The 14,863-nt window shown below is 37.9% G+C and carries 9 protein-coding genes; all 9 read left to right on the top strand.

From position 1 onward, the window contains the following. Positions 1-107 precede the first annotated feature (107 nt). The 9 genes from V7L07_RS07790 (at position 108) to V7L07_RS07750 (ending at position 14,831) form a co-directional block, all read left to right on the top strand. Positions 108-1,133 carry a fatty acid desaturase family protein gene (locus tag V7L07_RS07790; protein WP_335056558.1) on the top strand — a complete coding sequence of 342 codons (1,026 nt, stop codon included), beginning with the start codon at positions 108-110 and terminating at the stop codon, positions 1,131-1,133. Positions 1,134-1,162: 29 nt separating this feature from the next. Further along, positions 1,163-2,332 carry an aldo/keto reductase gene (locus tag V7L07_RS07785; RefSeq protein ID WP_335056633.1) on the top strand — a complete coding sequence of 390 codons (1,170 nt, stop codon included), beginning with the start codon at positions 1,163-1,165 and terminating at the stop codon, positions 2,330-2,332. Between the two features lie 102 nt (positions 2,333-2,434). Further along, entirely contained in the window at positions 2,435-4,225 is a 1,791-nt protein-coding gene (locus V7L07_RS07780) for an ABC transporter substrate-binding protein (RefSeq protein ID WP_335056555.1), read from the top strand. 61 nt (positions 4,226-4,286) lie between these two features. Beyond that, positions 4,287-5,222 carry an isopenicillin N synthase family dioxygenase gene (locus V7L07_RS07775; protein ID WP_335056553.1) on the top strand — a complete coding sequence of 312 codons (936 nt, stop codon included), beginning with the start codon at positions 4,287-4,289 and terminating at the stop codon, positions 5,220-5,222. A gap of 94 nt (positions 5,223-5,316) precedes the next feature. Then, positions 5,317-6,945, top strand: a complete 1,629-nt coding sequence (locus tag V7L07_RS07770; protein ID WP_335056551.1) for a glycosyltransferase family 39 protein — start codon at positions 5,317-5,319, stop codon at positions 6,943-6,945. A gap of 25 nt (positions 6,946-6,970) precedes the next feature. Continuing rightward, on the top strand, positions 6,971-7,459 hold the full coding sequence (locus V7L07_RS07765; RefSeq protein WP_335056549.1) for a GtrA family protein: 489 nt from the start codon (positions 6,971-6,973) through the stop codon (positions 7,457-7,459). A 9-nt stretch (positions 7,460-7,468) separates the two neighbouring features. After that, positions 7,469-8,578, top strand: coding sequence for a hypothetical protein (locus V7L07_RS07760; RefSeq protein ID WP_335056547.1), 1,110 nt, complete (start codon positions 7,469-7,471; stop codon positions 8,576-8,578). After that, on the top strand, positions 8,575-10,095 hold the full coding sequence (locus V7L07_RS07755) for an MBOAT family O-acyltransferase (RefSeq protein ID WP_335056545.1): 1,521 nt from the start codon (positions 8,575-8,577) through the stop codon (positions 10,093-10,095). Before V7L07_RS07760 ends, V7L07_RS07755 begins: the two co-directional genes overlap by 4 nt. Next, the gene (locus V7L07_RS07750; protein WP_335056543.1) at positions 10,095-14,831 is read left to right on the top strand and encodes an amino acid adenylation domain-containing protein; all 4,737 of its coding nucleotides are present in this window, start codon (positions 10,095-10,097) and stop codon (positions 14,829-14,831) included. Before V7L07_RS07755 ends, V7L07_RS07750 begins: the two co-directional genes overlap by 1 nt. Positions 14,832-14,863 lie beyond the last annotated feature (32 nt).

The following is a 14,863-nucleotide window of genomic DNA, read 5'->3' as shown; positions in this document are numbered from 1 at the left end:
CTACGGCATAACACACCCTACGGCTGAAAGTACCTTAAACTTCGATTTATACTCGCCTACTTATCTAATATTTCAACTGCTCTGTTCAACAAAATCTCAGTTTAGAAATGAAAAAAATGGAACTTACAGAAAATAATCAAATAATTGAGAATGTCAGACCTAGTATTAGTGAAGTTACTCAAATATCTAAGGAAGAACTTCGTATATTGCATGAGATTCCTACATTTAGACCGATTGTTCAAACATTTGTCGTCATTAGTACATATTTCATCCTCTCAGCTATTGGGTTTTGGTTGAATAACTGGGCAGCATGGTTATTAATCTGGTTAGTTCAAGGATTTTTATTTGTCTGTTTTTTTGCAGCAATACATTACTGCTCCCACAGTAGTTTGTATAAATCAAAACAGGTTAATCGATTCATGGGAACTTTCTTATCATTAGTATTATTGATGAATTTTTCGTTTCACAAATATATTCATATTGGGCATCATCGAGAAGCACAAATTAAAGGTAAAATTGTAGGAGATACTTCAGCATGGCAAACTTTTCCTAATATTAAGACCTATCTTATTGCCTTGACATATTTTTATCCCCTGGCGGCCTGGAAGAATTGGTGGGTTGTTACCAAAGATTTATATTTAGACTCTTTTAAAACCCATACACAAGAGGAATTAGCCTTACCAACTAGCTTTTATTTGAGCTATTTTAAAACACCAGAGCAACGCCAATTTGTCTTACAAAATAATTGGCTACTATTGGGTTGGGTTGTATTAATGGCAGGATTAACTGTAATTTTTCCTGGGATTTTATTCTTTGGTTACTGGATACCATTAATAACGTTTGCTTCTCCATTCGGGTTTATTTTCAGCATTACAGATCACTATGGCTGTGAGTCTGACTTAGATCACAACCTATGGAATGATACAAGAACAATGATTTCTAACCCAATCATTAGGTTTTATTACTGGAATAATAATTACCATGTAGAGCATCATCTTTATCCAAGTATGCCACCTTCTAAATACTCCAAGATACATGAGTTAATTCAACCTCACCTGCAATATCTGGAAAAATCATACTTGATGTTTCATCTCAAAGTAATGCGGGGTTTGATTTCGGCAAAAAGTCATTAATGAATCGCTCTTATCAAAACACATTTATGATGCAATATCGTAGATTTGGGCGTACAGAATTAGCAATGCCAGTGTTTTCTTGCGGCGGAATGCGCTACATCTATACTGAATCTGAAGAACTTACTCAAGATAAAATTCCCGATGAAAATCAACGGAATCTAGAAGCTACTATTCGCCGTTCTTTAGAAGTTGGCATCAATCACATCGAAACTGCCCGAATGTATGGAACTTCTGAGATGCAATTAGGAGCGATTTTACCTAAGTTGCCTAGAGAAAAAATTATTGTACAGACTAAGGTTGCGCCTATATCTGACTCTGAAGAATTTCGCCGTTTGTTTGAGAAATCTTTAGCTTTATTAAAGCTAGATTACGTTGATTTATTAACACTGCATGGCATTAATTATGCTCAACAATTTGAAGATAGCATTCGTCCTCATGGTTGTCTTGATGTAGCGCGACAATTGCAAGCCCAGGGTAAGATAAAGTTTATTGGTTTTTCTACCCACGCGCCGGCAGACTTAATTATTAAAACCATTGAAACCAATCAATTTGATTATGTAAATCTCCATTGGTACTACATTAATCAATTTAATTGGTCTGCTATTGAAGTAGCCACACGTCACGATATGGGGGTGTTTATTATTAGCCCATCAGATAAAGGTGGTATGCTCTATAAGCCTCCACAAAAGTTATTGGATTTGTGCCATCCTCTCAGTGCGATGGTGTTTAACGATTTGTTTTGTTTGAGTCATCCGCAAGTACATACTCTCAGCTTGGGGGCATCTAAACCATCAGATTTTGACGAACACTTGCAGGTTATAGAACTTTTAGACAAAGCGGATGAGATTTTATTGCCAATTTTAAACCGTTTAGAAAAAGAAGCGATCGCCTCACTCGGAAAAGACTGGTATTCTACCTGGCACACTGGTTTACCCAGATATCCCCAAACCCCTGGTGAGATTAATATTCCAGTTATTTTATGGTTGCGAAATTTAGCGATCGCTTTTGATATGTGGGAATATGCCATAAGGCGTTACAACCACTTAAATAATGCCGATCCTTGGTTCCCTGGCCTGACAGCAGAACGAGTGAGAGAGTTTGATCTGGGCGATTGTCTACGTCATAGTCCCCATGCTGACAAAATACCAAATTTATTAGAAGATGCCCATAGGTTGTTATTTCAACCTAGTCAAGGATAAATAAATGAGTAATACCCATTACTTATTACTTATTACTTATTACTTCAAAATTAAAGACAGTTGGAGTCGGGGATTTAAGATAAATTTTGGAGTGTTTTTACGATGTCGTATTATCAGTTATTAAAAAATACTAAAAAACATACTTTAATGCGTCATCGTTGGCTAGTAATTGTACTAGCTTTAGTAACTGCGATCGCCATAATTATCTATCATCAAATTACCTTAAAAATCCAAGCAACACCAATATCTGAAATTATTGTCCCTTTCCCAACTGAACCCACAACTTTCAACCCGGCTTTAATCATAGAATCAGCTTATATTTTAAACTATACTTATGAAGGGCTAGTTAAAGAAAATGCTCGTGGAGAAATTAAACCTAATCTAGCCAAATATTGGCAAACCTCTAAAGATCATAAACAAGTAATTTATACCCTCAGAAAAGGTCTAAAATGGTCAGATGGAAAGCCACTAACGGCTGAAGATGTGGTTTTTACCTATAATGAAATTTACAGTAATCCAGCTATTCCTAGTTATGCTCAAGATTTCTTGATTATTGGTAAAAATCGTACCTTCCCGACTGTACGAAAACTTGATGATTTGCGAGTTGAATTTACATTACCTGAACCATTTGCTCCATTTATTCGGACTACAAAACTGGAGATTTTACCAGCCCATATTTTCCGAGAAACAATCAAAATAAAAGACCAGAAAGGGAGAGCAAAATTTCTCTCTACTTGGGGAACTGATACCCCACCAGAAAATATTATTGTCAATGGCCCTTACACAATAGAATCTTACACTCCTAGCCAACGAATAGTTTTCCGCAAAAATCCTTACTACTGGCGCAGAGATACTCAAGGCAATTCACAACCATATATCGAGCGTGTAATTGGGCAAATTATTCCTAGTCAAGATACTTCTTTAATTCAATTTCGTTCTGGAGGATTAGATTATATTAATGTTAATACTGACTATTTTTCGTTATTAAAACATGAAGAAGATAAAGGAAAGTTTACTATCTATAATGGCGGTCTTTTTGTAGGCTCAACTGCTATTACCTTTAATCTGAATAAAGGTAGCAGGAATGGTAAACCACTAGTCGATCCTATCAAGTCTCGTTGGTTTAACACAGTGGAATTTAGACAAGCAGTTGCTTATGGAATTGACCGCCAACAAATACTCAACAATATCTATAAGGGGTTGGGTAAACTGCAAAATTCACCGATTGCTGTACAAAGCAAGTATTATTTCCCTGTCCAAACTGTCTATAACTACAATCTTCAAAAAGCGAAAGAATTACTGATAAAAGCAGGATTTAAATACAACAATCAAGGTCAGTTATTAGACGACCAAGGAAATATTGTCCGCTTTACTTTGATGACAAATGCTAATAATAATGCATTGCAGGCGATGGGAGTACACATAAAACAAAATTTGAGTAACCTTGGCATAACTGTTGATTTCAATCCCGTAGCTGCTAACGTTTTCATCAACAAACTGACTCGAACTTTTGATTGGGAATGTCAATTGCTTGATGTTGCTGTCGGTCAAGAACCAAATGATTGGTCTAATGTTTGGTTGACTGAAGCTGGTTGGCACTTTTTTAATCAGCAATCCCAAGCAGGACAAACGCCGATAATAGGGCGACAGATAGCAGATTGGGAACGGGAAATTAGTGATTTATACATCCAAGCTGCGTCTGAGGTAGATGAAGCAAAGCGTAAAGCTATCTATGCAGAAACTCAGCGAATTACTCAAGAGTATCTGCCATTTATTTATCTAGTTAACCCTTTATCAATGGTAGCAGTACGAAATCGTATCCAAGGTATTGAACACTCTGCCCTAATAGGAACATTTTGGAACTCTTATGACCTAAAACTGACTAAAAAGTAACATTTAAACTGTCTAAAATTACGATTGATTCACACTGTTTTATCCACCACTAATTTTTCAAATGCAGATTCCTATCATTGATTTCCATCCTTTTCTTATAGGTGACTCAACAGCAAGAGAAGCTGTTGCTACACAAATTTCTCTTGCTATTCATGAAGCCGGATGTTTCTACCTCAAAAATTATGGTATTTCTCAAAGTCTAATCACTCAGGTTTTTTCACAAACAGAGTCTTTTTTTGCACTTCCTGAGCAGGAAAAAGAACAAGTATCTTTCTTCCCAGACAGAAATCTTCGCGGGTATCATAATTTTAAAAAAAGTGAAGATCAACACAATGCTAATGAGCTAATGACTGAAGGATTTCATTTTGGAAAAGAAATTACTTTAGATGAAATCGGTATTATCGAAGATCCTTTTTTTGAACTGAATAAATGGCCTGAAAATCCGGCTCAATTTCGTGAAGTGATGCTGGAATTTTTCACGAGTTGTCACGAAAGCGCCTTGAAAGTATTCCAAGCTTTGGCTATTTCCCTGAGAATTCCAGAAGATTACTTTACAAATTTATATTCTGAACAGAATCACGGCATAGTTTTGCATCACTACCCATCTATATATCAGCCCCCCGAGCTAGGAAAAGTTTATCTGGCAGAACATACTGATATAGGTACTCTGACATTTTTATTTCAAGATTCCGAAGGGTTAGAAGTATATACAAATGCTGGAGAATGGGTTGTTGCGCCCTTTATTCCTGATGCAATTATCGTATTGGTGGCAGATTTAATGCAGCGATGGACGAACGATAAGTTTAGCGCTACACGACATCGAGTTATAGTTCCCACTCAATCTCACAGTGCTAAACAAAGATACTCATGCGCCTTTTTTACTGGGCCTAATTATGATACTTCAATTAACTCTATTAAGACTTGTTTAGAGATAGATGAAGTGCCTAAGTATCTACCTATTCTTGCACATGAATATTTTAAGCAGCCAAAAGGATAATTACTAATTCGTAATTCGTAATGACGCTCTAATACTCGCTAATGCTATAACGTAATTCGTAATTGATACACACTTTAAAAAAGGGTTGATACAATTGCTAGCAAAGTCAAATCCTCCAAATTGGTTAAAAATTTTGGTAATTAGCCTGATTGGATTAGGTATTTTTTTTCGCTTTACTCATCTGGGAAAAAAAGTGTATTGGTACGATGAAACTGCTACATCACTGGCGATATCTGGTCATTCGTTAGCGGAGGTTAAACAGGAGTTTTTTAGTAATTTGGACAATAACAAAGGCGTAACTCCTGTTATTACTTTAGATAAATATCAACACATTAACTCAGATCGAACTGTTGCTGATACAGTGCGCTACTTAATAACTTCAGATCCACAACATCCACCTTTGTATTATGTGATGGTGAGATTATGGGCGCAAGTTTTTGGGGATTTCCCAGCGGGAGTCAGAAGTTTATCCGCAGTGATTAGTCTGTTGGTATTTCCTAGTGTGTATTGGCTGTGTTTAGAGTTGTTTGAATTGTCACTAGTGGGGTGGGTGGCAATGGCTGTAATGGGGGTTTCTCCCTTGCAGGTTTTCTTTGCCCAAGATGCACGAGAATACGGTTTATGGATGGTGACGATTCTAGTATCAAGTGCTGCTGTATTACGAGCTATTCGCCGAGAAAGTTACTTGAGTTGGGCTGTGTATGCTCTCGCCCTAGCCTTGGGATTGTACACCCATTTATTGACAGTAATGGTTGCGATCGCTCATGGAATTTATATACTTATTAGCCAACGGTTTCGCTTTAACAAAACTCTGCGTAATTATCTGCTGAGTTCCATCGCCGCTTGCTTAATATTTTCACCCTGGCTTCTTATACTTATTACCCAGGTTCACACAGCTACAAATCTCTTGTCATGGATCGCATTTAAAACAGATAGTCCTTTCGACCTGATTGGGATTTGGCTCAGTCGAATTAGCCGCATATTTTTTGATTTTAATTTGGCTTCTGATGATGCTTGGGTCAATAACTTAACTTCTGAAAGTCCTTTATCTTATAGTATTTCTACAATAATATTCAGTTTATTTTTAATTATTTATATTGTTATTTTTTTGTCAAAGTATTTATCAACTAACACTAGTTTATTTATTGCTTTATTAGGCGGATTCCCAGGATTAACGTTGCTTTTTTATGACCTAGCTTTTGGGGGAATTCGCTCTATTCATTTTCGTTATCAGATACCGTTATACCTCAGCATCCAAATTGCTGTAGTCTATATTTTAGCTTTCCATCTTTTCTTAGCGAAGAGTTGGCAGAAAAACTTTTGGCAATTCCTTCTGGTGGGATTACTCATCTCTGGGGTGGTTTCTGATGTCAGATTTTTTCAGGCTGAAACTTGGTGGCCACAAATAGGTGGCAAGAATTTACTGGCAATGAGTAAACGTATTAACCAATCTAATAATAATGTTTTATTAGTAAGTAATAAAAATGATTATAACTTGGGAGTCATACTCACATTAAGTCATAGTTTAGAACCAAAAATTTCCTTACTTCCCATACAAAATAACCAATTACCAATAATGCCTCAAGATTATCAATCTATTTTCTTTGTTGACGACCTAGAAAATAGTTTAGCTCATCAACTCCAGCAAGATAAAACCAATTCCCTGAAATTAGTCTACCCACTTGAAGGATTTTGGCAACTCGACAAAAATCAGAAAACATAAAAAACATTAAAAAAGTAGAAGTTGAATGAAGCAATATCTTGACTATTTTAATATTACTTATCTGAGAGGTAAAGTCCACTTTTATCTCCATTCGGCACTTTTTAGCCGGTTTATCCGCTTTGCTGTAGTGGGTTTTAGTGGAGTATTTGTAGACTTGGGAGCATTCTATTGCTTTCATAGCTCTTTATGTTTAGCGTTAACTCCGAGTGCAATGCTTTCCACAGAAATAGCAATTATTAACAATTTTCTTTGGAATGATTTATGGACATTTGGTGATATGTCTTTTGAGCAAAAGAACAGTCAAAAGCTGCAACGCTTTGTCAAGTTTAATCTCATTTGTTTAATTGGATTAATTTTCAATAGCCTAATTGTAAATTTGCTATTTTATCAATTTCAAGTGAATGAATATATCGCCAAATTGGTAGCGATCGCTTGTGTGACACTTTGGAATTTCTGGCTCAATCTAAAGATGAACTGGCAATTAACAAAGACGGATATAGTTGTAGATATTTAAGAAAAAATCATGTTAAGACCACTAGTGATGTTTGGTTATAGTTTAATTTTTATAATTACTATATTTCTTTCTTCTGGATTATTGAATATAGTTTTACCCTACTACAAGACTATCCAAAATCTTGGTGAAATTAGTGTTAAATGGCAATATTTAACTGAACACAAAGATGATTATGACGCTATTTTTCTGGGACCAAGTACTACTTACTTTGGGGTAATTCCAAAATTGTTTGATGAATACATGACAACAGAGGGTAAAAGTGTAAAATCTTTCAACTTTGGCATAGCAGGTGCAAACGTATCAGAAATAGATTTTTACTTACAAAAAATTCTGGCTTTAAAACCAGCAAACTTAAAGTGGATATTTCTTGACTGTTCAGTTGACTTATTTACCAATTTTGGCTCTACTTCTGCTCAAGAAATATACTGGCATACTCCTCGTAAAACCATAGAAAATTTCCAATTAATTCTGGAATCATCAATCGATAGTTGGCAAGTAAAAGCTCCATATATTTACGCCAATTTTCAAAGCTTTATCTACCGATGGCTAGGAATTGGTCAGCTTTCTACTTTCTGGCAGGAAAGAATATTAAATTTAGATTTATCCAATGCAGATCCATTAGCAAAAGTATCTGAAGATAGACTTCTACAAGAATCTGGATATTACGCTATAGATTGGCAAAAAAAAGCTGAGAAATGGAAGACTATATTCCGAACAAATGGTTTGGACACTTATCAAAAAAACCTCAAAAATGAACAAACGAAACTAGCTAATTTAAATTCAGAAAGTGCATTTAATAATCCATCCACAATATATGGAGCGAAAATGGTGAAAAATATTGCTTCCCGAATTGAACAACAGCAAATTAACAACAATAAAATTGAAGCTGTCTTTTTTATTCCGCCACTCCTAGAGACTGATTCCAACCCATCGGCTCTTTACAAAGCATATCAATCAGGATATATAGATACCCTATTTGCTTTTAATAATCCCAATAAGTTTAGTAATTTATATGAGGTGGATCGAAGAATTGATAGTGCCCATCTCAATTACCAAGGCGCTCAAGAATTCACACTTTTATTAGCATCAAAATTTGCTCAATACTTAAATAATTTATGATATTTACAGAATTTCGGTTTCTATTTTTCTTTCTGATTGTTTTCTGTATCTATTGGGCTTTACAGAAACACAATCATCGTAAATTCTGGCTACTAATCTGTAGTTATATCTTCTATAGTGCTTGGGATTGGCGCTTCCTTTTTTTGCTCTTGCTATCGACAGTGATTGATTACTTTGTCGGTTTAATGCTATCTAGACCACAGGTTAGTGATTCGCAAATACAAAAAATTCCCAGCACTGAGGTAGTACAAAAAAAAGAAACTACAATTTTTTGGAATTGGGATTATTTACTAAACAAGCCACAAAATCAGCAACAACGTCAAGCATGGTTGATACTTAGTTTATTAGCAAATCTCGGAATATTAGGATTTTTTAAATATTATAATTTCTTCACTGATTCTGCTGCAAATTTATTAGCTTTTTTGGGTTTACCCCTAAGTCTTAAAACCCTTAATATTATTCTGCCAGCAGGCATTAGTTTTTACACATTTCAAACTCTGAGTTATTCCCTGGATATCTATCTAGGTAAACTCAAACCTGTGAGAAATTTTTGGGATTTTTCTCTATTTGTGACTTTTTTCCCGCAACTTGTTGCAGGGCCTATTGTCCGAGCATCTACTTTTTTACCGCAATTACTAACCCCAAAAAACTTAAGCGAAGTTGATTTTCGGGGATGTTTAATGCTTTTTTTTGTAGGGTATTTCAAGAAAGCGTGCGTTTCGGATAATCTTTCGCCTTTAGTAGAACAGTATTTCAGTAATCCAGAAAATTATACTTTCTTGAGTTGTTGGATTGCTATTATTGCTTTTGTTATACAAGTATACTGCGACTTTTCTGGTTATTCAGATATGGCGATCGCTTCAGCAGGTTTACTTGGATACAAACTACCTCTAAACTTTAATTTTCCTTACTTTGCCAGTAATATAACTGATTTGTGGCAACGTTGGCACATTACTTTATACAGTTGGTTACGAGATTATATCTATGTTCCTTTAATGAGAAGGCGACCAAAAGCTGAACGTACAGAACTTTTTAAATACAGAAATCTTCTCATTTTGATGTTTTTATCAGGACTCTGGCACGGCGCTGCTTGGCATTTTGTAATTTGGGGTGGATTAAATGGTATCGCCTTAGTTATTCAAAAACAATGGTCAGATTGGGTGGCTCCTTATAAGGCATTGCTACCTTTAAGAAAGATGCTAGGTCTTCCCATAACATTTTACTGCTTTTGTGCTTTTGCCGTCTTCTTTGGAAGTAACGATCTTAGCAGCGCGATCCAAATAGAGAAATCTTTTTTGTTCTTGAATTCTCTTGGTTCTGAAAATCTAAATCTCCAAATTGCATGGATTTTTGTACCTTTAATTATGCTCCACTGGGCAGCTTATCAGGGTTGGTTTGCTGATTGGTGGCGTAAAATTCCTAGTTGGAGTTTTGCTGTTTTCTTTGGGGTTTTGGTTTCAGCAATATTTCGACTGACAGCCATTAATCCTCAACCTTTTGTTTATTTTCAGTTTTAGTGTTTGATTATTCTTTTAACGTAGACGCAGAGCGGCTTGCCGCAGGCTACCACAGAGGCACAGAGAACACAGAGGAAGAGAAATTACGAATTATGACCAAGCTGGAAATAATTAAAAATAAGAATATTGAATCTATTTACCCTCTTTCTCCTATGCAACAGGGTATGCTTTTCCATACTCTATATGAGCCGGAATCTGGGATGTATCTTGAGCAGTTCTGTTTAACGCTTTCTGGAAAAATTGATATTACAGTACTTCAGCAAGCCTGTTTGCGAGTTATGAAGCGTCACCCAGTTTTGCGTACACTTGTGGTTTGGGAAAAGCAGGAAAAGCCTCTTCAAGTAGTATGTAAACAAGTGGATTTACCTTGGCATAATTATGATTGGCGTTCTTTATCTTTAGAAGAACAACAAGAGCAGTTAGAAATTTTTTTAGAAGCAGATCGAGTCCAAGGTTTTGTTCTTGATAAAGCTCCACTTATGCGATTTAGCTTAATTCAAATCGCTGATGATATTTACGAATTTGTCTGGAGTTTTCATCACCTACTAATTGATGGCTGGAGTTGGCCAATTCTCTGCAAAGAAGTTTTTGCATTTTATAATGCCTTACTTAAAGGCAAATATTTATATTTAAATACTCCCCGTCCTTATCGAGATTACATAAATTGGTTACAGCAACAAGATTTAAAAGCAGCAGAAATATTTTGGCAACAACAACTTCATGGCTTTACTAATCCTACCCGTTTGCTACTAAATCGGGGTGAGGGGCAGAATTTTCAACAACCAAAAACCTACCACGAGCAGCACTACTGTTTATCAGCAACTATAACTGCTGCTTTACAGTCCCAGGCACAGCAGTATCATTTGACACTTTCAACTTTTGTGCAAGCAGCTTGGGCGCTTTTACTCAGTCGCTATACTGATGAGTCTGAGGTAGTATTTGGCTCAACTGTGTCTGGTCGTCCTCCTACTTTATCGGGGGTGGAATCGATGGTGGGACTATTCATTAATACTCTACCAGTTAGAGTGAAAGTCTCAACAGCAAGGCCTTTATGGCAATGGCTGAGGCAATTGCAAACTCAACAGGTGGAGCGATCGCAGTATTCTTGGTGTCCGTTAGTAGAAATTCAGGCTGTTAGTGAAATTCCCGCAGAATTACCTTTGTTTGAAAGCATTGTAGTATTTGAGAACTACCCACAAAATCCGTCTTTCTCAAATCTAGGTGGCAGTATCCAGATTACCAAACGGCGCGTCATTGAACAAACCAATTATCCGCTTACAATCATTGCTGTACCAGGACAAGAGTTATCCCTACGCATTCTCTATGATGGCAGCCGCTTTGATGGGGAAACAATTAACCGGATGATGGGGCATCTTGTGACTTTGTTAGAGGGTATGGTTACTAACATTGAGCAGACGGTAGGCGAGATACCCATGCTAACTGCTAGCGAACAGCATCAACTTTTGGTATGGAATAATACTAAAACAGATTATCCCCACAAATCTATCGCTCAGTTATTTGAAGAACAGGTGGAACAGACACCTGATGCAGTAGCGGTTTCGTTTCAATCCCAACAACTGACTTACCAGCAGTTAAATTGTCAGGCTAACAAGTTAGCGCACCATCTCCAAAACCTGGGGGTAAAACCAGAAGTGCGGGTGGGGATTTGTGTTGAGCGTTCTTTATCGATGGTAATAGGACTTTTAGCAATCCTCAAAGCTGGTGGTGCTTACGTACCTTTAGATCCGCGATCGCCCCAAGAACGCTTAACTTATATGTTGAGTGATTCTCAAGCGTCGGTGTTGCTGACAGATTCATTAAATGCCTTCTCTGGACCATCATTAACAGTAGTTTGCTTAGATACAGACTCGGAGATTTTCTGCCAAAACAGCCAGGAAAATCCTGTGAGTCAAGTCACATCAGAGAACTTGGCTTATGTCATGTATACTTCTGGCTCAACTGGTAAGCCCAAAGGTGTAGCTATGAGTAACCGTTCTTTGGTGAACCTTTTATATTGGCAAATGGGCGAAAGTGCTTTAAGTTGTGCCAAAACCTTGCAATTTGCTTCCATCAGCTTCGATGTCTCTTTTCAAGAAATCTTCTCTACCTGGTGTAGTGGCGGAACTTTAGTTTTAATCACCGCAGAAATACAGAAGGATGGGTTTGCATTATTACAGCTAATTGACAAAGAAAAGATAGAAAGACTATTTTTGCCCTTCGTCGCCCTCCAGCAGTTAGCCAATGCTGCCTCTATTGCTAAATCCTATCCTGCATCTTTGCGGCAGATTATGACTGCTGGAGAACAGTTACAAGTTACTCCTATTTTAGTCAACTTTTTTAGGAAACTTCCTGGTTGTACGTTACAAAATCAGTACGGCCCAACGGAGAGCCATGTAGTAACAAGTTTTACTTTAAAAGATGCTTCGCCACTTCCGCCCATTGGTCGCGCGATCGCAAATACGCAAATCTACATCCTTGATAGCCATCTGCAACCATTACCCATTGGAGTTCCTGGAGAACTGTATATTGGCGGCGTGGCGATCGCTAGAAGTTATATTAATTCCCCAGAATTGACGGCTGAGAAATTCATTGCCAAAGACGGGAGTCGTTTATATAAAACAGGCGATCGCGCTCGATATTTATCTGATGGCAACATCGAATTTCTCGGACGAATTGACAATCAAGTGAAGGTGCGGGGCTTTCGCATTGAACTAGGGGAAATTGAAACCGTACTCGCCGCTCACCCACAGGTAAAAGAAGCCGTAGTTATTCCCAGAGAAGATGAACCAGGGAACAAGCGCCTAGTCGCCTACATTGTCCCTAAACAACACCTAGACACCAGCGAACTGCTTTGTTACCTCAAACAAAAGCTACCCGAATATATGCTGCCTTCTGCTTTTGTAAAGTTGCTGGATGCTCTACCTCTAACTCCCAGTGGCAAGACAGACCGCCGTGCTTTACCAGCACCTTTGAGTCGGGAAACACGTAACGTTTCTACAGACTTGATGCCACCCCGTACTGCTACTGAAGAGGTTCTAGCAGGAATTTGGAGCGATGTTTTAGGACTGGAACAAGTTGGCATCTACGACAACTTCTTTGCATTGGGAGGGCATTCCCTATCAGCAATGCAAGTTATTTCTAGATTGCGAGAAACCTTCAAGGTGGAGTTACCCATCAGCTGTTTGTTTGATTACCCAACGGTAGCCAAGCTAGATCAACAGATTTCAGAATCCCGCCAAAAAGAGGCAGGGGAGCAGGGGAGAAATAATCATTCTTTCTTATCCCCCTCTGCCCCTCTGACTCCATTTCTTAAACCAGTAGCCAGAAACACAAAAGAGTTGCCAATCTCTCTAACTCAGCTTGAGTTTTGGATATTAGCTCAATTGCATCCGGGCGTTCCCATTTATAATATTCCCCTGGTTTATAGCTTGACGGGTTTACTCAACGTCACTGCTCTGGCGCAAAGCCTCGTGGAAATTGTCCGTCGTCACGAAGCTCTGCGGACTACTTTTGCGATCGCCCGTATATGCCCAGAGGGCTGCTCAGACCAGAAAGCGCGCTCCGCGATCGCAGATAGACAAGTGGTTCAGAAAATTGCTCAACAGCCCCTATTGCCATTCTCGGTAGTAGACTTGCGGAAACTTTCTGAATCTAAAACTGAGCGAAAGGCTCTGGCTCAAAAATTTGTGAGTGAGGAAAAAAATCGGCCTTTCGATTTAGAAAAAGAGCCTTTATTGCGTATCAAGTTACTGCGGCTCTCTGATGCCGAGCATTTACTGATCATAACTATCCATCATCTAGTTTGTGATGGTTGGTCTGTGGGTGTGTTATTAGAGGAACTAACAAAATTATACGCAGCATTTTCTCATGGTCAGCCCTCACCACTTCCCGATTTACCCATCCAATATGCTGACTTTGCCCATTGGCAACAGCAGTGGGTTGCTCGTCCTGCTTTCGTATCTGACCTTAAGTACTGGAAGCAGCAACTAGGAAACAGCAAACTTTTACTACAGTTACCTACTGATTATACGCGCTTACCAGTACGAACTTTCCAAGGTGCAAGTCAAACTTTCATTATCCCTAAAAGCCTAACAAATGCTCTTAAACATCTGAGCCAACAGCACAATGTCACCCTATTCGTGACTCTGCTAACAGCCTTCAAAATAGTGCTATTTTATTACACCGGACAGTCAGATATTATTGTGGGCGCTCCTTTTGCCAATCGCCAGCAAGTGGAAACTAAAGAATTAATTGGATGCTTCATTAACACATTGCCAATACGTACATACCTGGGGGGCGATCCAAGTTTGAGCGAGTTACTGTCTCAGGTGCGTGGATGTTTTTTAGCAGCCTGCGATCGCCAGCAAATTCCTTTCGTGAAATTAGTAGAAGCACTACAGCCAAAACGAGAACCAAGCCATTCTTTACTCTATCAAGTGATGTTTAACTTCTTACCTCCATCAGATTTAAAACTGACAAATTTAACTGTTCATCCCTGGTTAATTGAAAGTAAAACAGCAGAGTTTGATTGGGATATCTATCTTCAACAAACAACATTAGGAAGTATTGAAGGAAAATGGTGCTATAAAACCGATTTGTTTGATGCTACTACTATTAGCCGTGTAGTAACTCAGTTTCTAATGTTGCTTGAGTTGCTAATTACTAATTCAGAATGCCGCCTAAGTGACCTTTCTTTACTATTTGAGCGGCATAATTCTCAATGCCGTGCAATGTAGGTCTTCAGAAAAATAATGTCAGATTTACAGAT

This window comes from Nostoc sp. (genome assembly GCF_036916985.1).
Classification (GTDB): domain Bacteria; phylum Cyanobacteriota; class Cyanobacteriia; order Cyanobacteriales; family Nostocaceae; genus Nostoc.
The sequence above is the reverse complement of the archived record's forward strand: the minus strand, read 5'-3'. Positions and strand labels throughout refer to the sequence as shown.